The sequence below is a fragment of the Nioella sp. genome (genome assembly GCF_965215655.1).
Lineage (GTDB): Bacteria > Pseudomonadota > Alphaproteobacteria > Rhodobacterales > Rhodobacteraceae > Nioella.
This window is the reverse complement of the sequence record NZ_OZ244111.1, coordinates 3,798,399-3,822,840: the sequence shown is the minus strand read 5'-3', so window position 1 is coordinate 3,822,840 and position 24,442 is coordinate 3,798,399. Positions and strand designations below refer to the sequence as shown.

The following is a 24,442-nucleotide window of genomic DNA, read 5'->3' as shown; positions in this document are numbered from 1 at the left end:
CCACAATTAGCAAGACCAGCGGGTCTCGGGCAATCCTTAGCGATGACGCGAAGAGGCTCGGTCGGGGTCTTGTATGATCTGCTGACGCACTCATTTTGCGATCTGCCTCCGTTTGTAGCCCGGCAGGACGACCGCCAGAATGACCAGCGCGGTTACGACCCTTTGCGTATAGAGGCTGACGCCGAGTTGATTGAGCAGATTGTTCACCACTCCGATGATCAGCGCCGCGAGCAAGGTGCCAAGAATCGACCCTGATCCGCCAGCAAGAGCGGCGCCGCCAAGAACGGTGATTGCGAGTGCCTCCAGCTCCAGCCCTGCAAAGGCCGCGGGGTTGATATAGGACAAGCGCGCACTTTCGATCATTCCACCGGTCGCCGCCAGAACGCCGCAGATCATGAAAACCGAGAGTTTGACCGAACGCGCGCGGATGCCTGACAGCACTGCCGCCTTGGTGTTTCCACCTGTGGCAAAAAGTGCTGGCCCAAACGTCGTGAAACGTGTGAGAACAACCATCACGGCACCAATCGAAAGTAGCAGCGCGATCGGCGTGGGAAGACCGAGAAGCATTCCGTTTCCGAACCAGAGATATGCCGAAACGCTATCGGGATACGATGCCTGACCTCTGGAAATGATGTTTGCTACCGCTCGCGAGATCCCGAGCATAGCGAGCGTCACGATCAACGAAGGAATACCGATAAAAGCCGTCAGGACACCATTGACCAACCCGATTGCGAGCCCGGTCAGCAAAGTGGCGCCGATCACCAGAACCGGCGAGCCGGTGTCAAGCAAGGTAGCGCCCACGATGGCCGACAGAACGGCAGTCCCCGCAACCGCCAGGTCGATCTCGCCTGAAATGACGACAAGTGTCATGCCATAGGCGACGATCCCGACCGCTGCGACGGACATCAAGAGGATTCTGAAGTTCTCTAGCGACAAGTACCCCGGTGTCAGGAGCGCCCCCGTCGCCAGGAGAACGATCAGGACCGCGGCCCGAATGGCGTCTGGGCCGACGACCAAACGATCGGGGAGTCTGGGTCGGTTTTCAACCCGCTGGATCGTGCTCTGTTTTGCTAAACCCACCGTTGCTCGCCTTATTGTCAAGTGAAACTACTGTCTGTCCGCCCCCCTGCGCAAGGAGGGCGGATGGCTGGATGTCAATCACTCGACGGCTGGACCATAGGCATAGAGCCATTCGTCTGGTGTCAGCGTTTGTACACCTTCGATCGTCATATTGGTTCTTGTGACCATTGGCAGGTTGGGCGTTATGATCAGCCTTGGCGGCGCCTCGTTCCGTCCTTCATTTGCCCCGATATGCCGGATCAAGGCGCGCAGTCCCACGTCACCGATAAGGGGCGTATACGGCGCGACCATGTCGATGGCACCGCTTCTGATGTTGGCCATGATCTCTTTGGCGTCGTCGTTGGCAAGAATGATGATCTTGCCGGAACTGCCACTGTTCAGACGCCCGGCTTCCTCGATGGCACCAAGCGCTCCGAGCGCCTCTTCGCCGCCGGTATTGAAGCTGATGTCGAACTGACTGTTGGCCTGGAGCGCATCGGCCGTCGCATCGAAGGCGAGCGAACGTTGGCTGTTCGTGTGATAGTTTCCGACGATCTCAAACCCGTCCGTGTTTCCGATCGCTTGCAGGAAGGCGCCGGTCCGGATCGAGTCGGCGGTGCTGCCCAGGTCCTTGCGATTCAGCACCATGTTCCCTTCGCTGACCACGTGCTTGAGGTACAGCCCTTGCTGCAATCCGTTGGCATAGAAGTTGCCAAGCACCTCGGAGCTGATGGCGGACGAGGATGTACGCCGGTCCAGACTGACGACTGGAATACCGGCCTCAATGGCGCGATCGACCGGCGGGCCCATGGGGGCCTCTCGGGCCGGCCACAAGACGATACCGTCGAACTGCCGCGTGATCCACGTATCGATCACCTGACCCATGCGGCTGTCATCGAACTCTGCGTCGATGACCTCAAGTTCGATATTCGGGTGGCGCGCGGCTTCCCAGGCAACGGTATCGGCCAGGCTGATCAGCCAGGGGTGGTTGAACCCGTGGAAGACGAAACCGATGCGGTAGGTCCTGTCGGGGTCAAGAACCGGACCTTCGTCCAGAGGGATATAGTCCGTGAAGGGCGCTTTGATGGGCAGGTTGCTATAGGGCCCTTCGAACTCCGCCCCCATACCGGGCTCCCAAACGAAGCCATCGACCAGATCGCCAACGGGGTAGGCCTCCAGATAGTCCTGAAATCCGTCCTGCTCGTAAAGGTCTCGAACGCTGGGATTCGTCATACTGGACGCAGCTGCCGCGTATTGCCGTATGAGATCATTCAGGATCGAATGAACCCCTTGGGTTTCCTGTGCAAGACCAACTTTGGCCCAGGGTGCAACCACGGCAAGCGAAGCTGCTCCACCTAGGAACTGCCTTCTGTTAGTTGATAGCATTCGTATTACCTCCCTATGCGCTCCACTCGGCCTGCACTTGTGGTTCTGGCAGACGTGATGCGCGTGAACGTATGACTTCTGAGTATCCCTCGGCGGGATATCGTTTCCTGGTCCCTTGACGGTAGGCAGCCGTCTCGCAACTTCACAAATTCAAAAAATCAATGCTGCGATTGCAGAGATTGCAGGCGGCATTGATTGACCCATTCAAAGGATGAATTTGAAACCTGAGGCTCAACGAAACACGTTCGGGGCGTAACTGTACACGGTCTTGGCCGTGGCCCTGAACTTGGGAGGAAGATGAATGGATCGTTCGGAATGGCTGCCAGTGGGAACCGACGTCGTCTCCAGGAAGGAGCTGAAAGAGTACATGGTGCGCAACAATCATACCGGTTTGATTCATTTTGCAGTGCACATCGGTGCGATCGTCGCGGTCGGGACGTTCCTCTGGCTCACGCCCTTCGCGTGGTGGACGATTCCCGTGATGTTCGTGCAGGGCGCAATGATCGCCTTTCTGTACGCTTGCATGCACGAGTGCATTCACAGCAGCGCTTTCAAGACACGTCGATTGAACACGATCGTCGGCCGAATCGGCGCGATGATCATCATGCGGCCGTTCCTCTATTCAAAATATCGCCACATGGCGCATCACACCTTCACCCAGCATCCTGAGGGCGACCCCGACCAGGTGGCGTTCCCACGCAACTTTCGCGAGTACTTCCTCCATGTGTCGAGCTACAACATCTGGCATCGAATGCTGGGAAACCTGTATTTTCTTTCGCTTGGCCGCTTCAGCGAAGAGGAGCGTGAATTCATTCCGGACAATGAGCTCCGGAATGTTGCGAACGAGGCCCGGCTTATGGTCGCGACCTATTTCGTAATCGCGGTCCTCTCGGTCTGGTTTCAAAGTTGGTTGGCTGTTTATGTCTGGGTTCTGCCGCGTATTCTGGGGGAACCGGCATTGCGCGCGGTTCGTATGATCGAGCACACGGGAATGGCCGAGTCACCCAACATGCTAGAAAACACGCGGACCACGCACACCAACTGGTTTGTCCGGTTCTTCTACTGGAACATGCCCTATCACGCCGAGCACCATCTTTACCCGTCTGTGCCGTTCCACGCCTTGCCTAGGCTTCATGAGGAAAAGGTCAAGGAACATCTGGCCGAGGTCGCGCCCGGCATTTTGTACGTCCATTACAAGGTGCTCAAGCGGTTGCTGACGGCGAAGAACGCGGCAGCAAGCAACGGATCGGAGGCTCGCTCGTAGGCTGCGGCAGCTTGCGAAGACCCGACGGATGAAGATCATGCAACATTCGACCTATCTGATCGTCGGCGCGGGCCACGCTGGAATCGTCGCTGCACGGAAGATCAGGAGTATTCGGCCAGAAGATTCGATCCTGCTGATCGGCGAGGAAAGCATGCTGCCCTACGAGCGGCCTGCGCTGTCCAAGGAGGTTTTGTCAGGCCACCGGGACGTGTCCAATCTGGTCATCAGATCGGCGGAAGCGCTGGAAATCGAACGGCTTGATGTGTTGCTTGACGATCGGGTTGAAGCAATTATCCCTGATCGCAAGATGGCAACCACAAAGTCGGGCCGTCACATTTCCTATGAGAAGCTCCTGATCGCAACGGGGTCGCGGCCACGACACTTGCCGCTGGAGGGTCTGTTTGGAGATCGGGTTCATTATCTCCGCACGGCCTCGGACGCGTTGCGTCTGCGCGCACAACTCGGGCCAAAGACCAGATTGCTGATCATCGGTGCGGGGTTTGTCGGGCTCGAGGTCGCGGCGACCGCGCGCGTGCATATCGGCTGCGACGTCACCGTGCTGGAGGCAGGTCCGCATATTCTGGGACGCGGTGCACCGGATGCATTGCGACAGGCGCTCTCCGGGCTGCATCGCCTCAGTGGCGTGAACATCCTGACACATACAACGGTTGCAGGTGTTTCCGAGGGCGATGCATCGAGCATGGCGGTCAAGACAGCCGGGGGCGCGGTCCATACGTGCGATGTCATCCTGGTTTGCATCGGCGCGGTCCCGAATGAAGAATTGGCCCGAGACGCCGGTATCGCAACCGATGGCGGCATCCTAACGGATTCGTTCGGCAGAACCAACCACCCCGACATTTGGGCGGCTGGCGAGGTGGCGCGGCACCGTGTTCCCTTTCTCGACGCACCGGTTCGGTTCGAATCCTGGCAGATGGCGCAGACGCAAGCCGCGATTGTCGGCGCGAATATCGCCGGTGAGACCCAACCCTTCAACTACGTGCCGTGGTTCTGGACGGATCAATTTGGCCATAACTTCCAACTGCTTGGTGAGTTGAGCGCGGGGGCTGATGTCCATGTCCTGAGCGGCGATGGCGAACTTCAGGCGACCCATCTTTACCATATCGGCGGGCAGCTTGTCGGAGCGCTTTGCATTGATGACGGCAAGCACGTCTCGCCTATCAGACGTGCCTTGGAAAAGGGGCAGTCGATCGACTTGGAACGTCTGGCCGACCGATCGACAAAACTCGCAAAGGCATTTCTATGACACGTATCGTTGCTGGTCTGCGGTCCGATCGTTCTGTGCGAAAGCGACATTGGTCGTTGCCAAAAAGTGGATGCAAACTGGAGGAGAATCAACAAAATGTCTGAAAGCGCAAACTGGATAAAGGTCGCCGAGGTCGGAGATATCGAGGACGAGGAAGCCATCGTCTACACACATGACGACAAGGAAATCGCGATTTTCTTCGTGGAAGATGAGTATTTCGCAACGTCTAATGTCTGCACACATGAAGTCGCCCGCCTCTCTGAAGGCTACGTTGACGGCACGAAGATCGAATGTCCGTTGCATCAGGGTGTCTTTTGCCTTCGTTCCGGGAAGGCGCTGGAAGCACCGGCAGAGCAGCCTTTGGATACGTATCCGGTCAAGGTTGAGGGTGGCGAGATATTCATAGCGGTGTAACACGCCGCTCAATGACGCCTCTAAGCTTTAATGATGTTGCGGTTGCGCCGGTTCACATGGAGGCCGTTCTCCGACCGAAGCCGCCCTCACAGTGCGTCATCGATGTGTTGAGGCCATTCAAAATTTGAATTGGACCACCACCTAGGCGACGTGGCAGATTTGGTGGCAACCAATTAACCAATAGGATCGGGATGGTCGTGTCGAAGCCCTCAAGTGAAATTCCTGCGGCTGACACCCAAGGTCAAAGGCCTTCTGGAAAGCGGCTTTATTCGATGTCAGGCGGATACATCCGGCGCAATCTCACCATCCGTGACGTGATCGACCTGAAGGGGCAGCGGGTCCTTACTCAGGTACTGGTCAACAGCGAGGAAGAGGCCGAGGCCGCAGAGGCAGCCGGCATCGACATGATCAACGTCCGCTGGCAACAGGATGCGCCTGAACGCAGCAAGTCCATCCGCGCGGCAGCGGGACGGACACTGACGACGTTCTGCATGCCTTTGACGAAATATGTCACAGAGGCCGAAGCGTTGAGAGCCGCCTTCGACGCAATGGAGGCCGGGGCCGACGGTATCTACTGTTGCTGGGCCATGCGTTTCATAGAGGCCGTCGCCGAAGCAGGTATACCTGTCCAGGGGCACGCGGGACTGGTTCCTAGAAAGAGCACCTGGGTCGGTGGTCTTCGCGCAATTGGCAAGACCGTTGACGAAGCGATCGGCATCTATCGGTACATGCGCGATCTTGAAAATGCGGGCGCATGGGCGGTCGAAAGCGAACTGATCCCGCAGCAAGTCATGGCCGAACTCACAAAGCGTACGTCGCTCGTCACCATCTCTCTGGGGTCCGGGAGCGGCGGCGATGTCCAGTATCTATTTGGGCCTGACATCCTGGGAGACGGGCCTCCACCGTTTCCTAGGCATGTGAAGCTCTACAGAAGATTCTACGAGCTCAGACAGCAGATGCAGACCGAACGGATCAGTGCGTTCCGCGAGTTTGCCGCCGACGTGCACTCCGGCGCTTTCCCAAGTGACGACTTGGTCGTCAACGTTGATGATGAACTTCTCGAACACTTCATTGCGGAAATTGACAAGTAGCTGACCAGTTCGGTCCGACAAGAAGCAGCTACTAGGCCATAGGATGCTGTTGTGGGGCCCGGTTGCCCGCGTCGATGCGACTGTACCCGTCGGGCAGGTTCAAGAAACGTCCTGAAATTGCACGGGTCCGATTCCAGACCTGCAAGAATCCCGATGGTGGTTGAGACAGAGCGATTGAACGCGCGTTCCGTGGCGCCAATGACCGAAAAGTCTGCACTGCCAACCTTCACCCTCCGAAGATGCTGCAAGGTGGACGAATGGCCGTTCTGTCGAAAAAAGCCGCTCCGGAGATGGGGCGGCTGTGATCAGTATTGGTCCCGTCGAGGCGCAGTCCCCAAAGCTCCGCCATGTTGAAGAGCTTGGACAGGACCGAGAGCATCCGGTTTGCCTAAATCGGCGTTTCGCGGTGTGTGTAGTGGAGATTCGCAATGTCCTTGCGGGCCACATCGGCCACCTTAAACCGCCCGATGGCTGGCTTGATCATACGGCGGATCGTGGAGCGATGAGCTACTCCCCATCGCTTGGACAGTGTCCGGGATGACGTAAGCTACTTACTGCCCCTGCTGGTCGGTATCGATCTGGTTGAACTAGACCACGGAGGGCGGCGTGGGGCCGCTGGTGGTTGTAGAAGGTGATCCACTGGCCAACCCCGGCCTTAGCCTGCGAGCCGGTTTCCACGGCGTGCAGATAGGCGCACTCATACTTCAGGGATCGCCAGAGGCGTTCGATGAAGATGTTGTCAAGATACATGCCCTTGAAGCCCGCGTCATGGTTCCTGCGTTTCGACATGTTCTGATCTCCTCGTTCTTGGAGACCAGAAAACGCTATGCTGTAGCTGCCGTCACTGTCCGCTTTTCGGGGAGGTGCTCGGAATACGCCGTCATAACTGCCCAGAGTACCCAAAGTTGCAAAGACTGCTAGTTGCTAATCTGCACACGTCTACCTGGCCACAATCCCACTATACTTCGTTGCCGCACCTCGGAATCGTTCCTTAATTCCGCGCGGGTGTTGGTCGAGATAACCAAAGATCATGTCCGGCAAGGTTTCTGTAAAGTCTTCAAAGTCGTCGGGCCCAAGGCCTTCCAAGAAGGCCAGCGTCACGGAGTTCGCGACGATAAGCTTGAGAAGGTCTAGCTGCTTTTCCTTGAGGTCCAGCTCTCGTACAGCTTCTGGGGGCACTGTGCTAACATGCTCGAACAGGCGTGTTGCGACGGTATCCTGAGTGGTCGACCAGATTGGGTGGCAACACCAGCGCGAGCGGTTGCTGTCTGTTGAAGGCACTGTCAGCGTCACGTCCTGGGCGAGTTGATCCATCTCGGCTTGCAGATGCTCGTGCAGCGATCCCCATCCCCGAATGTCCTTGCGGTTTCGTAGGGCTTCTTTTCCTAGGCGCAGCTCGATCCGCCAAACTTGGCATGTGGTACGATCTGACAGATCCAAAGGGTCGAGGCCACCCGCCTTAAGGTTCGCGTTCCAGATCATTGGCCACTCTTGCTTGCGGCGCTTCAGGACCTCTTCCCGCTTGTCATAGACGATGACTTGCCGACCGGGCATCTTGCCGATGGTGACGGATGTTGTGCGCCCGGAATGTCCGTTCGTCTCTACCGTTTCAAACTCGGAAATCGCTTTCCGGTTGGCACGGGAATGAAACACGAAGGCATCGGGATCGAGGACGAAGCCGGGTGCCAGGATATCCACCGCGAAATCAACCCGGTTGATGCTGACGCCATCGTGCGGAAGCTGAAACCCGAGCTGGACCAACAGAGCATTAAGCTTCTGCCGCGTCCGGTCCAGACCATTCAACGCCAGCTCGCGTGACCCGATGGAGACGTAGAGACCCCAGGGATCCGACGCCCTGGGCTTTTTGGCGAACCAGGTGGCCCCGAACTCATAAACCCGAAATGTGACAGCGTACCCACCGCGCTTGCCGCTTTGGCCCGTCTGGATGTCGAGCCCAGCATAGGTGCCCCAGACATCTGACATCAGCTCCTGCGCCGTGGCCTTTCCTTCTTCCAGGAATTCGACCAACTCAATCGGAACCGTGGTTTTTAGCGCCAGGTCAATGCCATCGAAGCCTGTGTGAATAATCGTCATTTTCTACTCCATGTATTTCTAGAGGGGGGTGCTACAAAGACCCCCCTTTGCCGCGTGGCGGTCGGCCACCCGCCCACCCGCGCGCCGCGCTCGCTACCTGAAGGCAGCGCAGCGCGCGCGTGGACGGCTGGCCTCGCGTTGGGTTTCGGTTTCAGGGTCATTGAGAGGTGTGTGTTTTACGTCGGTCATGCGCCCACGCGATGACTTCATCGCTGCGATAGCGAACGGACTGCCCGAACTTGTAGAAGCAGGGGCCAGAGCCTTTCACTCGCCACTTCTGGATCGTGCGGACGGATTGGCAGAGAAAGTCCGCCACCTGCTGTTCGTTCCAAAACGGAGGGCTTTGACATTCAGCAATTTCAGACAGGGTTTGCATCTCATCCTCTTCGGTTCGTCCGATGAGGATGATCTACGCCTGCTTCGGCTAATCTGCCCAGCCAGCGCGTTTGGCGTAATTGTTCGCAAAAGCCTGTATTTCTTCCAAAGAACTGATTTTGATCGACCTTTCGCGCGCCTTTCGCGAAACAGTATCAATGCTTTCCAATGTGGCTTCGGGATCGACCAAGCGTGCAATGTCCACACACCATTGAGCAGCGGCTGTTTCCGGCTCCCAAGTCTTCTCAGCCCAAACAAGCGTGAAGGACTGATCGACGTAGTTGACCCATATCTGGTACGCGATCAGGAAGAGGTCGAGCAGCGCGTCATCTTCTGGCTTACCCCTTTTGCCTTCGCGCGCCGCCTTAAGCGATCCTTTTGCGGCTTCATCGATATGCGTGAGCAGAGTCTTGATCTCCTCGAAACTGATGGTCCCGGCAGAAGGATGATCAAGCGCCCAACCAATTTCGTCGCCGCTGTGTTGTGTGTTCCGTACAATGCGCGGGCCTGCTGCTACAGTGGGACGATTAATGAGCCCCATGATTTCGTCTGACTGGGCGAATCCTTGAGCCAATCCTGCTAGTTCAAGAATGCAGAGGGTGTCGTCATCCAGGTCGCTCAGAGCTTCCTGAAGCTTGATGCAGCGTTTCGAGATCGTCTTTATCTGCGAACGTGCTTTCTTGAAGTTCTGTGCTAGCCACGCTCTTTCCGCTTTGTGAGAGCGCGCACCAATGTTGAGCAGATATCGCACTTCATCTAGATTTTCGTTTGGCAGCGAGTACTTGTCAGCGAGGATGCCAATTTTTTCTTTTGTGAAAGGGCCATTGGCGTTCGGGTCGCCATCAACGAGACCCGCAACAACTTGAGCCAAAGCGGTTTCCAAATCCATATGTAACCTCACATACCAAACTTTATTCAGCCTACTTAACAACCCGTAGATGCCCATGCGACGGAGGCGCGCCCTTTGCGAGATTGGCAAAGATTACGGCGCTGTTTTCTTCTGCCGCTGCGCGGATCGGATCGTCTGCAAGGTGTGCGTATCGCAATGCGGTCTGTAGCTGCGTATGGCCTAGAAGCCTTCCAACCATCTGAATCGGCATCCCGCCTGAAACAGCCACCGACGCATAGGTATGCCGCAAGTCGTGAATACGAACGTCATAGAGACCAGCTTTCGACCGGATGCGCCGCCAGGGACGCTGTAGATCGGTGATTGGTGCATCGGGGAATCTTCCTTCGATAATGTACGGATGTCCGGCGGTGCGAGGAAGCTTGCTGAGAAGGGTACGGGCTGCGCCTGGTAGGGGGATGCACCGCCTGCCGACCTTGCTGTCGGGCAATTCCAAGCCGCGATCCGTCACATAGTCCCAACGAGCGGTTTGGATTTCAGAAACGCGGCAACCGGTGAGCAGAAGCAGTCGGAATGCCGTGGCCACGTGAGGAGTTTCTGCACCGTCATCCTCGCAACGCTGAAGCACGTCGCCAAGGCGTTGGATTTCCTCATGGGATAGATACCGCTCGCGCTTGTTCTCTTTGTATTTCGGAACATGACGGCACGGGTTGGTGCCGTCGAGGCGCAGTCCCCAAAGCTCCGCCATGTTGAAGAGCTTGGACAGGACCGAGAGCATCCGGTTTGCCTGAATCGGCGTTTCGCGGTGTGCGTAGTGGAGGTTCGCAATGTCCTTACGGGCCACATCGGCAACCTTAAACCGCCCGAGGGCTGGCTTGATCATGCGGCGGATCGTGGAACGGTAGTCCCGTGCCGTTGATGGTTTCAGATGCAAATCGACATGAACGTCAATGAAACGGTCGCACAGATCGGCGACACAGGGGGCCATTCTCTCCAGCGCGATTTCCTCGATTGGATCAAGCCCGCCCGCAACCTGGCCGAGCATTTCCTTCGCGGTCGTTCGCGCTTGCTGAACCGTCACAACACCATGCCTGCCGATAGATGAGCGCCGCGTTCTGCCACCCTTGCGATATTGCACTTGGTAGGTCTTCGCCCCTGATTTGAGGACGCGGACACCGAAGCCGACCAGGAAAGAATCCCAGATGAAGTAATCCTTGGATTTCGCCTTGAGCGCATCGACGGAGCGTTTTGTTAGCCTCGGCATGGTCCCTCCTTATCCCCGGTTCCATGGAATCATAGTGGAAGACCGTGGGAGCAAATCGTGGCGTAAGGGGTAGAGCCGAGGCGTGGCGCGCGTCAATAATACCTGAAAAGATTCAGTAAGTTAGCGCAGTCTGGCGCAAGTGGGCGAAGCGCTACTAGAGCGGCTTTTAATCAGTGGGTCGCAGGTTCGAATCCTGAACGGCTCACCACTGAAATTCATGTAGGTCAATGCCGTGTAGACCATGTTTGTCGTTTGCGCGGCCGTGCCTGGACGCCAGTAAAACCAAGCGCCCGCTCCATAGATGTGACTGAATTGCAACCTACCGAGTCGCGCATTCGTCACGCGTAAGTCATGCGCTTGGGATCGTCGGCACATGCACAGCGCGACAGATCCGAAAGGCTCGACTGACGCGCTTTGTGCGCATAGACTACGGTTTCAGTCTCGCAAGTGCCGGTAGCCGCCATGGCCAGGATCGCCGTTTTGGGCTTTCTCCTCGAAAGCAACCGGTTCGCGCCGAGGACGCATCGCGCTGATTTTGACCGTCGAACATGGCTTGTGGGTCAGGAGATCCTGACCGATGCCGCCAGCGATGCGCCGCGGCAGGGGGCTGAGATTCCGGCGTTTCTGGAGGAGGTTTGCAGCCATTTGCATGCGGAGCTGCTGCCCGTTCTTGTGGCTGGTGCAGAGCCAGGCGGTCCGTTGGACGAAGACGTGCTGCGTACTGTCCTGGGCATGGTACGTGGTCGATTGGCTGACCTCGAGCCGATTGACGGGGTTTATGTTGCCAGCCATGGCGCGATGGTCGGCGCGGAGACTCTCGACCCTGATGGCGCTTTGCTAGAGGTCGTTCGCGAGGCCGTCGGGCCGCATGTGCCTGTCGTCGCGACGCTTGATCTTCATGCGAACCTTTCCGACAGGATGGTCCGTGCCGCCAATTGCCTGATTGGCTACCGCACCAATCCCCATGTCGATCAGGCACAGGTTGCAAGAGAGGCCGCGATCATCCTTTCCCGCATGATCAAGGGAACCAGGTTCCACATGCGCCATTTGCGCCTGCCATTGACACCGGCCAGCGTGACCTTGCTGACAGATGGTTCGGGGCCCTATGCCGAACAGGTCCGGGAAGCGGCCCGCCTTACGGATGCTCATGGGATTGTCGCGAATGCCACCGTGCTTGGCGGGTTTGTCTATAGCGATACGCCCGACAACGGTGTGGCTGTTCTTGTCACGGCGACGGATCGAACCGTTGCCGAACGCGAGACCGCACGGCTTGCCGGGCAGCTTTGGGCCGAAAGGCACCGGTTCACACGGAGCCTGACATCAATCACGGAGGCCATTCAAGCGGTCACCGCTGCGGATGGCGCGCGATGGATCCTGTCGGATGCTGGTGACAATCCCGGCGGTGGCGGCCTCGGGACATCCAGTGATCTCTTGCAGGCCTTGATCGCAGCGCGGGCCGATGACGTGCTTTATGGACTTTTCATCGACGCTGACCTCGCGGCTGAAGCTGCCTCTGCCGGGATAGGCGCGAGGTTCACCGCACGGTTCCTGCGCGGCGGGTCCAACGGATTCGGAGTGCCGTTCTCCGCCGAAGCGCAGGTGGCTGCCCTGAGTGACGGATGCGTTGTTGGACGGCGCGGGCTCGTCGCTGGCCGGCGCGTGGATCTGGGGCCGACAGCTGCCTTGAGCATCGAGGGCGTGACCGTGGTTGTCGCCAGCAACCGCAAGCAATGCGCCGATCCGATCTATTTCGAGCATCTCGGGCTTGATCCAAGGGATTTTCGGGCCCTGGTCGTCAAAAGCCGCGGCCATTTCCGCGCGGGGTTCGACGAGTTTTTCACGCCGGAACAGGTGCTTGAAGTGGACACGACGGGTCTGACCAGCCCGGTACTGAGCAACTTCAAATTCAGGGGATTGCCACGCCCGGTCTATCCGCTTGATGCTGACGCCGTCTGGTCACCGCCTGACTGGGCCATCCCGTATCTCGAAGCCCAGGAGCTGTTGCCATGAGCTATCGTATCGCCCTAGCCGGGCTGCATATGGAATGCGCGACCTTCCTGCCCCATGTCACCGATCATGAGGTTTTCGAGGCGGGAACCAAGCGCGGCCCGGATCTTGTCGAGACCTTTCACAACTCCAACACCGTCATGGGAGGCTTCCTGAGGACCCTTGACGCGGCCGGGGCGGAGGCCGTCCCGATCCTGCATGCCGATGGCGGGGCCGCAGGGCTTGCCGATCAGGCGGCGGTTGCGGCCTATCGTCAGGAAATCGTGGACGGCATCGGCGCGGTTCGGGGCAGTGTTGATGGGGTGCTGTTGCATCTGCACGGGGCGATGGTCACCCAGGACGAATTGGACCCGGACGCGCGCACCCTCGATGCGATCCGCAAGGCTGCCGGACCGGATATGCCGATCATGGTTGCACTCGATTACCATGCCAATCTGGACGCGAAATCTATCGCGGGGGCGACCGCGGCGTTCGGCTATCGGTACTCTCCTCACATTGACATGGGGGCTACGGGCGAACGCGCGGCGCGATGCCTGTTGAAGACCCTCAGGGGCGAAATTCGCCCCGCCATGGCATTGGCCAGGCCCGGGTTGATCCTGCCGTCCATCTTCTCCGCAACGGATCTTGTCCCCCTCAAGGGCCTTGTCGAGAGGGCAAAACGTGCCTCTGACGCCGCCGCCGGATATCGGGACGTGTCGCTCTTTGCCGGGTTTGCCTATGCGGATGTTCCCAATTGCGGGGCATCTGTCGTTGCGGTCGTCGATGGAGCAGGGGAACAGGCGCAGGCCCTGGCAGACGACCTTTCGGATCAGGTCGATCATCACAGGCAGGCCCTTGCCGCGCCCGTTCCTGTCTATGGGTTGGAAGAGGGCATTGAAAAAGCGTGTGCCATCGCGGGCGGGTCTGATCGTCCGGTTGTCATCCTGGAACATGCAGACCGTGCAAATGACAGCACCCATGGGTTGCGCCACTTGCTGGCCCTTACCGACCGGATGCGGATTGCGGTGCCCTTCCTCTGGGATCCGGGGTCGGTGGCAGAGGCCATCGCGGCCGGTCAGGGCGAGGAGGTTGCGCTGTGCCTTGGGGGACATTCCGCCCCGAAAGCTGGCGGTCCGGTCCGCGTGACGGCGCGGGTCGATGCCGTGAAGCGGGATTTCAGATATCGCGGCACCGGAGAGATGCGGTCGGGTAGTGAAGTTCGCCTGGGCGACAGCGTTCTGCTGGATGTGGGCGGTATGAAGATCAGTATCACGAGCCTGTCACAAAGTGCGATCGACTTTGACCCGTTCGTGCAATTCGATCTCGATCCCATGGCTTTCGACATCGTCCTGCTACGGTCAAAAACGCATTTTCGGGCCGCCTGGGACGGCTTCGCCGCCGCAATCGTCATCATCGACACAGCGGATTACGGGCCGGCGGATATATCCAAACTTCCCTATAAACACGCGCGACCATAGCCTGTCCGGCTACGTCAAGCCCTTCTATTGATCCGGTTTCCTGCTGCCTTGCATCAGTCGAAGGGAAAAAAATGCTACCCGTATCCGGAAAATTGCGTCTAACGTGAACCATGCCTGAAAAAAGGTGCCCCCAAGAGCACTCCTCGAAAAAGGCATCGAACCGTTGAAAACAGGGAGTAAATGCAATGTGGAAGTCATTGTCTGCCGCAACGCTTGCGGCGGGGATGGTTTTGGGCACAATCGCCCATGCCGAAGATATTACGATTGCGGTGGCGTCCGAGGTCACGGCCATGGACCCGCACTACCATAACACCGGCAATAACAACCAGATCGTGGGGCTGATCTACGATCGCCTTCTGCATCAGGACAGCAACCAGCAGCTTGGGCCGGGCCTTGCCGTCGAGTGGGGGCCGATCGCAGATGATGTCTGGGAGTTTCAGCTTCGTGAAGGCGTGACCTTCCACGACGGCTCTGCCTTCACCGCCGAAGACGTGGTGTTCAGCTACGAGCGTGTGCCGAACGTGCCCAACAGCCCGTCGTCTTTCGCGACCTACACTGCGGGCATCGCCGAGATCATCGTTGTTGATGATCATACCATTCAGTTCCGCACCAATGGTCCCTATCCGCTGCTTCCGATCGACCTGTCCACCATTCAGATCATCAGTTCGGAAAATCCCGAGGCGACAACGGAAGAGTTCAACGCCGGCCCGGCCAGCATCGGAACCGGCCCGTACCGCTTTGTCAGCTACACGCCGGGTGAAAGCATCGTGCTGGAAGCCAATCCCGACTATTGGGGTGGCGCTCCGCAATTTGATACCGTCACCTACCGTCCCATCAGCTCTGACGCGGCGCGCGTCGCGGCGCTTTTGGCGGGTGATGTCGATGTGATCTCGGGTGTGCCGACATCTGACATCGAAACGCTTGAAGGCAACGAGGACATCGTTCTCAGCCAGGGCGTGTCGAACCGGGTGATCTACCTGCATATCGATAGCCGCCGGGTCTATTCCCCCTTCGTGACCGACAATGATGGCAACCAGATCTTCAATCCGTTTCAGGACGTGAGGGTGCGGCGCGCCATTTCCATGGCGATCGACCGCGAAACCATCGTTGAAGAGGTGATGGAGGGCATCGCGATCCCCGCCGGGCAGGTGCTGCCGGAAGGATTCTTCGGTGTCTCCGACAATATCGAGGTGCCGGAATACGACCCGGAAGGTGCGCGTGAACTGCTGGCCGAGGCCGGGTATCCGGACGGCTTCCGCCTGACGATCCACGGCCCGAACGACCGGTACATCAACGATGAGCAGATCGCCCAGGCAATCGCGCAGATGCTGACCCGTGTCGGCATTCAGACCGAAGTCGAAACCATGCCGCGGTCGGTCTATTTCGGCCGGGCGACAGGGGACGAGAACGGATCCGAGTTCTCCTTGATGCTGGTTGGCTGGGGATCGGGCACCGGTGAAGCCTCTTCGCCGCTGCGCGCGCTGTTGCACACGCGTGACGACGATACGGGCCTTGGCCGGACAAACCGTGGCCGCTATTCGAGCGCCGCGTTCGACGCAACCCTGCAACTGGCGCTGAACACCGTTGATGACGATCTTCGCCAGGATTTGCTGGCGCGGGCCACGGAAATCGCCATGCGTGAAATCGGGCTGATCCCGACGCATTTCCAGGTGAACACCTGGGCCACGCGTGCCGGACTTCGGTACATCCCGCGGACGGACGAATACACGCGTCCGACCAATGTGGTGATCGAATAAGTGACCTGATGCGGGCGGAGGGTTTCAGCCCTCCGCCCGTCCCTTGCCAAACGACTGCTGAGTCTCCTCGGTTCTCGATGGGGCCACGTTAGGGACAGATCTGCGACCATGACGGTTTTCATCATCCGCCGATTGATGCAGAGCATCCTCGTCATCCTTGTCATGACGGTTCTCGTGTTCGCGGGGGTTTATGCAATCGGCAATCCGGTTGAAATTCTCATCAGCCAGGACGCCACCGAGGCAGAGCGGGCAGCCGCCATCGCCCGGCTCGGACTCGATAGAAGTCTGCCCGAACAATATCTCGCCTTTCTGGGCAATCTTGTCAGGGGCGATCTGGGCACCAGTTTCGTCTTTGGCGAACCCGCCCTGCAACTGGTGCTGCAACGCTTTCCGGCGACGATGGAACTTGCCATCTGCGCGATGATCCTTGCGATTTTCATAGGGGTTCCACTGGGTCTCTATGCAGGCCTGAAACCCGAAAGCATCGCTGGCCGGACAATCATGACCGGTTCGATCTTCGGGTTCTCGCTGCCCAATTTCTGGCAAGGCTTGATGCTTATCATGCTGTTTGCCGTGATCCTTCAGTGGCTGCCCGCCGGTGGCCGGGGGGAGCGCGGTGAATTCCTCGGGATAGAAAGCAGTTTCTTTTCCTGGGATGGGATAAGCCATCTGATCCTTCCGGCGATCAATCTGGCCCTGTTCAAGACAAGTCTCGTCATTCGCCTGACCCGCGCCTCGGTGCGTGAGACGATCAATCTGGACTATGTGAAATTCGCCCGAGCGAAGGGGCTTCGCCCCCGTCGCGTCATTGGCCTGCATGTCCTCAAGAACATCATGATTCCGCTTGTCACCATCATCGGCCTGGAATTCGGCTCGGTCATCGCCTTCGCCGTCGTGACCGAGACGGTGTTCGCCTGGCCCGGTATGGGCAAGCTCATCATCGACAGCATCTTCCAGCTCGACCGACCGGTGATCGTCGCCTATCTCATCGTGATTGTGTGCCTTTTCATCACAATCAACCTCATCGTGGACATCCTCTATGCAATTCTGGACCCGCGCGTCCGGCTTTCGGACCAAAAGGCATGAGCAGCATCGAGATCGACCCCGGCACCGCGTCGGCCCCCGACCAGAAACCGGTCAAACCGGTGCCCCCTGCGGTGCGTATCGCACGGGATTTCGTTGAAAGCCCGCTTGCTGTGCTCGGGCTGGTGATCTTGCTGTGTATCGTCTCGATAGCGATCCTTGCGACTGTCATCGCGCCCCAGAACCCCTACGATCTGTCCGAAATCCGACTTGAGGACAGCCGTCAGCCACCCGGCTCCCTTCGGATGACCGACCCGTGGGAAACCGATCTGATCCTCGCCATTGACCCGACGGCCGAAGGTCGAACCGAGATCACCTTTCCGGATGAGGCCCCCTTCGATGGCGCGGTGCTGTCCTGGACGCCGGTTAGCGACGAAAATGCCGTGGTGGTTCGCCTTGTCTTCGACCCGGCACTGGACAGCGTTCCGCTTGAGCCGCTGCGGCTCGACGAATTGCCGCGTGGCGCGGATCTCAATGTCGGGGAGAAGCATAGTTTCCGGTCGTTCTGGACTGTCGAGCCCGCGGATCTTGAGGAATTCACGATCTCCTCCGACCGTGCCCTGGATCAGCCCTTCGAGCTGGAGTTGGCCGTCCACGGAACCGAAGGCGAGACGATCATGACCTATTGGCTCGGGACCGACGGGCAGGGTCGCGACATGCTGTCGGCGATCATGTATGGCCTGCGGACCAGCCTTGCTGTCGGTGTCGTCTCCTGCTTTTTCGCCATGGTCATCGGCCTGAGCCTCGGCATGATTGCCGCTTTTTTCGGCGGCAAGATCGAAACCGTGATCATGCGCATCGTCGATCTTCAGCTCAGCTTCCCAACAATCCTTGTGGCCCTGATGCTGCTCGCAATCCTTGGCTCAGGGGTCGAGAAGGTCATGCTGGCACTTGTAATCGTGCAATGGGCCTACTTCGCGCGAACTGCCAGATCCGTGGCCCTAGTTGAGCGCAGCAAGGAATATGTGGAGGCCGCTCAGTGCCTCGCCCTGTCCAAGACTCGGGTCATCTTCCGGCATCTGCTGCCGAACTGCCTGCCGCCGATCATCGTCGTCGCGACCGTGCAGGTGGCAAATGCGATTGCGCTGGAGGCGACCTTGTCATTCCTTGGGATCGGCTTGCCGGTGACAGAACCAAGCCTTGGCCTGCTGATCTCGAACGGCTTTGAATACATGCTGTCCGGTCGGTACTGGATCAGCGTCTATCCCGGCATCGCGCTGCTGATCACGATCATCGCCATCAACCTTGTGGGGGACCGTTTGCGTGATATCCTGAACCCGAGGCTGAACCGATGAGCCTGCTGAGCATCGACAACCTGAGAACCCATTTCTTCACCAAGGCGGGCGTTGTGAAGTCCGTTGACGGTGTCTCGTTCGATCTCGACCGGGGCGAGATCCTCGGCATCGTGGGAGAGAGCGGTTCGGGAAAATCCGTGACGGGCTTTTCGATCATGGGTCTGGTCGATCAGCCCGGCCGGATCGTGGAAGGGTCCATCCGCTTCGATGGTCAGGATCTGGTGGCATTGCCAGAACCGAAGATGCGCGACCTGCGCGGACGCCGGATCGCGATGATCTTTCAGGATCCGATGATGACGCTCAATCCCGTCCTCAGGGTCGATACCCAGATGATCGAGGCACTGAGGGCGCACGGAAAATGGACGGATGAGGATGCGCGGCAAAGGTGCCGGGACGTCTTGGGGCAGGTCGGCATTCCCAGTCCGGATGAGCGTCTGAAAAGCTATCCGCACCAGTTCTCGGGCGGTATGCGTCAGCGTGTGGCCATCGCGATTGCCCTTCTGCATCAGCCGGACCTGATCATCGCGGACGAGCCCACGACGGCGCTTGATGTCACCATCCAGGCGCAGATCCTCTACGAAGTGCAGAAACTCGTGGCCGAACACAACACGGCGATGATCTGGGTCACCCATGACCTTGCGGTGGTGGCTGGCCTCGCGAACCGGGTGGCGGTGATGTATGCGGGGCGGATCGTGGAAATGGGCACCACCGAAGAGGTCGTGAACCGGCCTTTCCATCCCTACACTTCCGGCCTGATCGGCTCTGCCCCGTCCCGGAACGCGCGTGGCACGCGGCTGACCCAGATCCGGGGGATGGCGCCCTTGCCGATGAACCTTCCGGCCGGTTGCGCGTTCCGGCCAAGATGCGACCGCGCCAGCGAGGCCTGTGCAGCAGCACCCGACGCCACCACGCCCGAGGGCGATCACCTGGTCCGGTGTCATCATCCCCTTGGCGTCGGACAGGACCGGGGGACGGCGGCATGACCACTCCGATCATTGAACTGGAAGACGTGTCCAAACGGTTTGTGAAGAAGCTCGACATTGCCGAGAAATTCGCCCGCCGCCTCGGGGCCAAGGTCGAGGAACACACGGTGCACGCGGTGGACAGCGTGAACCTGTCGATCATGCCGGGGGAAGTGGTGGGTCTGGTCGGGGAAAGCGGCTGCGGGAAAAGCACGCTTGGCCGCTGCGTGGCGGGGGTCCATCAACCCTCTGACGGGATTATCCGGTATCTCGGACAGGATGTGCGAACCCTGCGTGGCAAGGACTTGCTGGAAAGCCGGTTGAAGGTCCAGATGATCTTTCAGGATCCCATGAGCAGCCTCAATCCGCGCCTGAAAGTGTCCGACATCATTAGCGAGGCCCCCCTTTTCCATGGCCTGATCAAACGCGGTGAGGTCGAGGATTACGTGGCGATGACCATGCAGCGGGTGGGCCTTGATCCGTCCTATCGTCATCGGTACCCGCATCAGTTTTCCGGCGGCCAGCGCCAGCGTATCGGCATCGCGCGCGCCCTTGCCGTGCAGCCGGATTTCATCGTCTGCGACGAAGCCGTCGCCGCGCTCGACGTGTCGATTCAGGCTCAGGTTCTGAACCTGTTCATGGACCTGCGCGAGGATCTGGGGCTGACATATCTCTTCATCAGCCACGATCTCGGGGTGGTCGAGCATCTCAGCGACCGCGTGGTGATCATGTATCTGGGACGGGTCGTCGAAACGGCACCGACGGAAGAGCTGTTCGCGGCACCAAACCATCCCTACACACAGGCCCTGCTGATAGAGGCGCCACGCCTTGAAACGGATCGACGGATCTACGCACCGATCAAGGGGGAAATCCCGTCCCCGCTTGATCCGCCCAAGGGATGCCATTTCCATCCGCGCTGCCCCCATGCCACCGAACGCTGTCGGATCGAGGTGCCCGAGCTGAAGGAAATCTCACCCGGCCGCACCAGCGCCTGCCACCTGAACGATGGATAAGGCCAGAGCCGGGGCACAAGTCTAGTCCACCCACTGCCCCAGTCGAACCGCGGTTGCGCCAGGGGTCAGCCTGCGGCTTGGCATGATCAGAACGCAGCCATCATGCGGCGCGCGGATTTCCTTGTCTCCGTCCATGCCGATCAGATCCCCTTTGGCGAGCGTTTCCAGACCCGTGAAGGGCTGTGCGAATTCGAAGCAGTCGGTCTCGACCGTGACCGGCATCTCGACCTTCACCACGCGCTGTGCAGCCGGCAGGGGCAAGAGATTGGGCTCTGCCGTCTCGGGCGCGATCATCCCGTGCAGCAGCAGCCAGCGATACACACTGTCGATCGCGACCGGCCCCGCCGCTGCTTCCCAGTGTTGGCCGCATTCGATCAGCACCGCGGTTTTGGGGCTGCCGGGATCGCCAAAGCCCCCATAGTCGCGTAACCGTCGCCCCGCAGCATGGCCGGTATCGGCCACGATAATCTCCGGCGTTCCGAGTTGCCTTGACATGGCGGTGCTTTTGTCCAGCGGCCCGGCCACGATCACCGGGGCCGTCTTGTGCTGCATCGAATGCACGTCGAACAGGATATCCACCGTGTCGATCAGGGGGCGGATCTGGCGGGCGCGATCCAGTTCGCACGAGCTGCGATCCCCCTCCAGCGTGTCCGTATCCCAGACCCTGTTCATGTCCTCGTCCAGAAACCGGCTTGCCATCGGATCGTCCCTGTCAAAGGCCTCATAGGCCGCGACATTGGAAAATCCGAGCGTCAACGTGCCCTTCATGGGTCGGACGCCAGACCGGAACAGATGGTCCAGCGCGATGACCCCGCAGACCTCGTTGCCGTGGACAAGGGCATTGATCAGGACGTGCGGCCCCGCCACGCCGCTGTCAAAGCTGGTGTAATAGTCAACGCCGGTGTTGCCGACCCGGTAGGGTGAGATGTCGGGGAAGGGCAGCTCGATCGGGTACTTGTTGGGGTCGGTCGCGCTCATGCGGCGGGCCTTGGCACGATCGGCGGTTCGACCCCATCGGGAAGCGGGCAAACATAAGGCGTCTTCTTAAGATGGGCTGCGTGCAGCTCCTTTGCCCTTGCAAGCAGGGCAGGATCCTCGATCACCCGTTTGGCCGTGGCCGCCATGACCTTGGCGGCATAGACCATACCCTTATGCGCAGCCGGAGCCTTGCCCTGCGCAACCGTTTGCCAGGTGTGAAACGGCGTGCCGACCGCGCAGGTTGCAACGCGGGCCTGAACAGTGGGTACGGTCCAGCTGACATCCCCGACATCGGTTGATCCCTCTCCGCCCTCACCCTTGAGATCCAGCGGCGCCACGAAATCGCAAAGGGCCAGGCTTTCGTCCGGTGCCGGCATGCCGACGCGCCGGAAGGACACCGCGATATCGTCTGCAGTCAGCGTTTGTTGAATCTCTCTGGCGAAAGCCGCGTCAGCCTCGTCAAAGGCAACCGGACCCAAACGTTCCATCTCCACCTGCATGGCCTCCTCCAGAGGTCGGTTGCCGATCAGGTTCGATACCCCGGTAAAGACGCGGGATTCGACGCGAGTCTCGGTCATCAGGGCGGCGCCTTCGGCGATCTTCTTGACCCGCTCGATCAGCGATCGAAGTCCGGGCAAGTCCGAGGCGCGGACAAGTTGCCGAACGGTGGCCCGGTGCTGCACCACATTGGGGGCAACCCCGCCTGCGTCGAGATAGGCATAGTGAACGCGCGCATCGTCGGGCATGTGTTCACGCATGTAGTTGATGCCGACATTCATCAGTTCCACGGCGTCCAGCGCGCTGCGACCCAGTTCGGGCGCGCCTGCGGCATGTGCTGCCTTTCCGTGGAAGGTGAAGTCGATCCGGGTGTTGGCCAGCGAGTTTGCCCGGTTCACGGCGGTAAACGTGGCCGGATGCCAGGAGATCGCCGCATCGACATCGTCGAACAGCCCGTCACGCACCATGAAGGCCTTGGCCGCACCGCCCTCTTCCGCCGGGCATCCATAATAGCGGACCCGTGCCTTGATTCCGTTATCCTCTATCCAGTCCTTGACGGCCGTCGCGGCAAGCAGGGCGGCAGCGCCCAACAGGTTATGTCCACAGCCATGGCCGTTTCCGCCGGCTTCCTGAGGGCGTGGTTCTGCAACACCGGGCTCCTGGCTGAGATAAGGCAGCGCATCGAACTCGCCGAGTATCGCAATGACCGGTCCTTCTTCACCGGCCTCGCCCATGATGGCCGTCGGAATGCCAGCAGCGTCTTCGGTTATTCGAAAACCCTTCTGTGCAAGCATCGCCTTGTGTTCAGCAACGGAACGGTACTCGTTGTATAGGGTTTCCGGCATGTCAAAGACACGATCCGACAGTGTAATCAGGTCCTCCTTGTGCTGATCCACCTTTTCCCAGATAACGTTTGAATTCTGCATCGCTGCTCTCCCACCGACCGATCCGATGAAAGAGGCTCCCACGGTCGATGGCAGTTGGCAAGTATCCAGTGCGTCTCGAACTCATCGCGTCATGGGGACTACCACGCCCGAGAGTTCAGGAACGCGGGCTTGCGTCAAGCGATCCTGCGCAGTCAACCTGATCCTCCAAGGCGGCTCCGTCAGGTCAGTCTTCTCCTCCTGCAGTCAGTCGCAGGTTTGTTCCTTCGATTCCAACCTGGGCAACTCGACAGACCGCAGCGTCATTCAACGGACCCGCGCGCACCCGGCCCCGGCGCGCAAAGCAACGGCCAGGTGGCCAGCGTTCAGGTCTTCCGACACAGGTAGTTCCACCGGCTGGGGCTATCGACGACGCGGCCCTTTCGTTTCAGGACTTGATGCCTTGCGTGGCTTTCAACCTGAATGCCGTGCCGTTCCAGGAGCTTGGTGAATGTCTCCGGGGGGCAGAAATAGCACGAATAGACTCCGTAAACGAACGGCCTCGACCCAAGGATGGACGCCAGCAGTCTGAGCAGAGCTTTCAGAAGATGTCCAAAGCCCTGGTGACGATACACGCCGCGCAGGTAATCCAGCAGGGTGGAACCATAATCCTCTCCGGCGAATTCGTCTTGGTCCGGCACCTCACCGATATAGATTGTCCCGCCCGCAACAGTCACGCGGGCGATCTCCTCGATGGCCCTGCCCACGCTTTCCTCTTCCGACCCCACGATGTGCAGAACCCCGTTGCAGACAAGGCAGTCGACCGAGCCATCCGGGACGGGCAGCGCGTCGGCAAAACCTTGCGTTACTGCGATCGAACTGCCCGGATGTTCGCTGTCCAGACGGTGCCGCACCCGGTCGACCTCTTCAGACGAGGGCAACACACCGGCCAGACGACCACGTGCACCGGATCGGCGCGCCATGATCAGCAATGTTCCGTCACCGCACCCGACATCCAGAAGCGAAGCCTCCTCGCGCAGCTTCACCGCCGAGAGGATACGTTCGGAAACGAACTCCGTCAGGTAGCGCCGATGGGCGCGGCCACTCAGCTCACTGACATCTGATGCCGACGCCCATGCGCGATAGGCGTCAACCGGGTTCTTCGCTTTGACAATCGGCACATCCGGTCTCCTGAGGATCCGTTCCAAACATGATCTTGTCACCAAGGATGTCATATCAACTATGCCAGAAAACCTGCAAACGAAGGCGGTGCGATTCAGCGCTCATCACCAGCGGGGCAAGATCTGCAACCGGCGCGTCTTCCGGCACCGATCCGGGCAACGGATCACCCCGTCCCGGACCTTCACCCAGTTCATCCGCCACGCAATCGGGCGCCCGCAGGTGGCGCAGGTCTTGGTCGGCAGATGGGGTTTCTCTTGGGCCATGGCCGCGCAGGCAGGGCGGGCAGGGG

At 59.3% G+C, this 24,442-nt stretch carries 21 protein-coding genes and 1 pseudogene; 11 read left to right on the top strand and 11 right to left on the bottom strand.

What is annotated here, in order from left to right:
- Positions 1-90: 90 nt before the first annotated feature.
- Positions 91-906, bottom strand: a complete 816-nt coding sequence (locus tag ACOOEX_RS19035; RefSeq protein WP_420396306.1) for an ABC transporter permease — start codon at positions 904-906, stop codon at positions 91-93.
- Positions 907-1,158: 252 nt separating this feature from the next.
- Positions 1,159-2,292, bottom strand: coding sequence for a sugar ABC transporter substrate-binding protein (locus ACOOEX_RS19030; protein WP_420396305.1), 1,134 nt, complete (start codon positions 2,290-2,292; stop codon positions 1,159-1,161).
- 454 nt (positions 2,293-2,746) lie between these two features.
- Here ACOOEX_RS19030 and ACOOEX_RS19025 point away from each other — a divergent pair, with 454 nt between their 5' ends.
- The 4 genes from ACOOEX_RS19025 (at position 2,747) to ACOOEX_RS19010 (ending at position 6,478) form a co-directional block, all read left to right on the top strand.
- On the top strand, positions 2,747-3,709 hold the full coding sequence (locus tag ACOOEX_RS19025) for a fatty acid desaturase (RefSeq protein ID WP_420396304.1): 963 nt from the start codon (positions 2,747-2,749) through the stop codon (positions 3,707-3,709).
- A gap of 37 nt (positions 3,710-3,746) precedes the next feature.
- Entirely contained in the window at positions 3,747-4,973 is a 1,227-nt protein-coding gene (locus ACOOEX_RS19020; protein ID WP_420396303.1) for an NAD(P)/FAD-dependent oxidoreductase, read from the top strand.
- Between the two features lie 96 nt (positions 4,974-5,069).
- On the top strand, positions 5,070-5,387 hold the full coding sequence (locus tag ACOOEX_RS19015; protein WP_420396302.1) for a non-heme iron oxygenase ferredoxin subunit: 318 nt from the start codon (positions 5,070-5,072) through the stop codon (positions 5,385-5,387).
- Between the two features lie 197 nt (positions 5,388-5,584).
- The gene (locus ACOOEX_RS19010; protein WP_420396301.1) at positions 5,585-6,478 is read left to right on the top strand and encodes a 3-methyl-2-oxobutanoate hydroxymethyltransferase; all 894 of its coding nucleotides are present in this window, start codon (positions 5,585-5,587) and stop codon (positions 6,476-6,478) included.
- A gap of 507 nt (positions 6,479-6,985) precedes the next feature.
- Here ACOOEX_RS19010 and ACOOEX_RS19005 read toward each other — a convergent pair.
- The 5 genes and pseudogenes from ACOOEX_RS19005 to ACOOEX_RS18985 form a co-directional block, all read right to left on the bottom strand.
- Positions 6,986-7,234, bottom strand: a pseudogene (locus tag ACOOEX_RS19005) (integrase core domain-containing protein); the annotation flags it as partial.
- 183 nt (positions 7,235-7,417) lie between these two features.
- The gene (locus ACOOEX_RS19000; protein ID WP_420396300.1) at positions 7,418-8,572 is read right to left on the bottom strand and encodes a hypothetical protein; all 1,155 of its coding nucleotides are present in this window, start codon (positions 8,570-8,572) and stop codon (positions 7,418-7,420) included.
- Positions 8,573-8,729: 157 nt separating this feature from the next.
- Positions 8,730-8,948: a helix-turn-helix transcriptional regulator gene (locus ACOOEX_RS18995; protein WP_420396299.1), complete on the bottom strand. Its 219-nt coding sequence runs from the start codon at positions 8,946-8,948 to the stop codon at positions 8,730-8,732.
- Positions 8,949-8,996: 48 nt separating this feature from the next.
- Positions 8,997-9,836 (bottom strand): hypothetical protein, encoded by an 840-nt coding sequence (locus tag ACOOEX_RS18990; protein WP_420396298.1) that lies wholly within the window; start codon positions 9,834-9,836, stop codon positions 8,997-8,999.
- 31 nt (positions 9,837-9,867) lie between these two features.
- Positions 9,868-11,058, bottom strand: a complete 1,191-nt coding sequence (locus ACOOEX_RS18985; RefSeq protein ID WP_420396297.1) for an integrase arm-type DNA-binding domain-containing protein — start codon at positions 11,056-11,058, stop codon at positions 9,868-9,870.
- 462 nt (positions 11,059-11,520) lie between these two features.
- Between ACOOEX_RS18985 and ACOOEX_RS18980 the strand changes: the two genes are divergently transcribed.
- The 7 genes from ACOOEX_RS18980 to ACOOEX_RS18950 all read left to right on the top strand — a co-directional run bounded on the left by ACOOEX_RS18980 (position 11,521) and on the right by ACOOEX_RS18950 (position 20,632).
- On the top strand, positions 11,521-13,068 hold the full coding sequence (locus ACOOEX_RS18980) for a M81 family metallopeptidase (protein ID WP_420396296.1): 1,548 nt from the start codon (positions 11,521-11,523) through the stop codon (positions 13,066-13,068).
- Complete coding sequence (locus tag ACOOEX_RS18975; protein ID WP_420396295.1) at positions 13,065-14,522, top strand: M81 family metallopeptidase; 1,458 nt, start codon at positions 13,065-13,067, stop codon at positions 14,520-14,522. Before ACOOEX_RS18980 ends, ACOOEX_RS18975 begins: the two co-directional genes overlap by 4 nt.
- Before the next feature lie 185 nt (positions 14,523-14,707).
- Positions 14,708-16,279, top strand: coding sequence for an ABC transporter substrate-binding protein (locus ACOOEX_RS18970; RefSeq protein ID WP_420396294.1), 1,572 nt, complete (start codon positions 14,708-14,710; stop codon positions 16,277-16,279).
- Positions 16,280-16,387: 108 nt separating this feature from the next.
- A complete protein-coding gene (locus ACOOEX_RS18965) occupies positions 16,388-17,365 on the top strand; it encodes an ABC transporter permease (protein ID WP_306046089.1) in 978 nt (325 codons plus the stop codon).
- Positions 17,362-18,657, top strand: coding sequence for an ABC transporter permease (locus ACOOEX_RS18960; protein WP_420396293.1), 1,296 nt, complete (start codon positions 17,362-17,364; stop codon positions 18,655-18,657). Before ACOOEX_RS18965 ends, ACOOEX_RS18960 begins: the two co-directional genes overlap by 4 nt.
- Positions 18,654-19,640 (top strand): ABC transporter ATP-binding protein, encoded by a 987-nt coding sequence (locus ACOOEX_RS18955; protein WP_306046090.1) that lies wholly within the window; start codon positions 18,654-18,656, stop codon positions 19,638-19,640. The genes ACOOEX_RS18960 and ACOOEX_RS18955 overlap by 4 nt, the downstream gene beginning before the upstream one ends.
- Positions 19,637-20,632, top strand: coding sequence for an ABC transporter ATP-binding protein (locus ACOOEX_RS18950; protein WP_420396292.1), 996 nt, complete (start codon positions 19,637-19,639; stop codon positions 20,630-20,632). The genes ACOOEX_RS18955 and ACOOEX_RS18950 overlap by 4 nt, the downstream gene beginning before the upstream one ends.
- 21 nt (positions 20,633-20,653) lie before the next feature.
- On the opposite strand, the gene ACOOEX_RS18945 is transcribed toward ACOOEX_RS18950, so the two are convergent.
- The 4 genes from ACOOEX_RS18945 to ACOOEX_RS18930 form a co-directional block, all read right to left on the bottom strand.
- Positions 20,654-21,610: a M14 family metallopeptidase gene (locus tag ACOOEX_RS18945; protein WP_420396291.1), complete on the bottom strand. Its 957-nt coding sequence runs from the start codon at positions 21,608-21,610 to the stop codon at positions 20,654-20,656.
- On the bottom strand, positions 21,607-23,034 hold the full coding sequence (locus ACOOEX_RS18940) for an amidohydrolase (RefSeq protein ID WP_420396290.1): 1,428 nt from the start codon (positions 23,032-23,034) through the stop codon (positions 21,607-21,609). Before ACOOEX_RS18940 ends, ACOOEX_RS18945 begins: the two co-directional genes overlap by 4 nt.
- Positions 23,035-23,357: 323 nt before the next feature.
- Positions 23,358-24,152 (bottom strand): class I SAM-dependent methyltransferase, encoded by a 795-nt coding sequence (locus tag ACOOEX_RS18935; RefSeq protein WP_420396289.1) that lies wholly within the window; start codon positions 24,150-24,152, stop codon positions 23,358-23,360.
- 105 nt (positions 24,153-24,257) lie between these two features.
- The gene (locus ACOOEX_RS18930; RefSeq protein WP_420396288.1) at positions 24,258-24,416 is read right to left on the bottom strand and encodes a DUF2256 domain-containing protein; all 159 of its coding nucleotides are present in this window, start codon (positions 24,414-24,416) and stop codon (positions 24,258-24,260) included.
- Positions 24,417-24,442 lie beyond the last annotated feature (26 nt).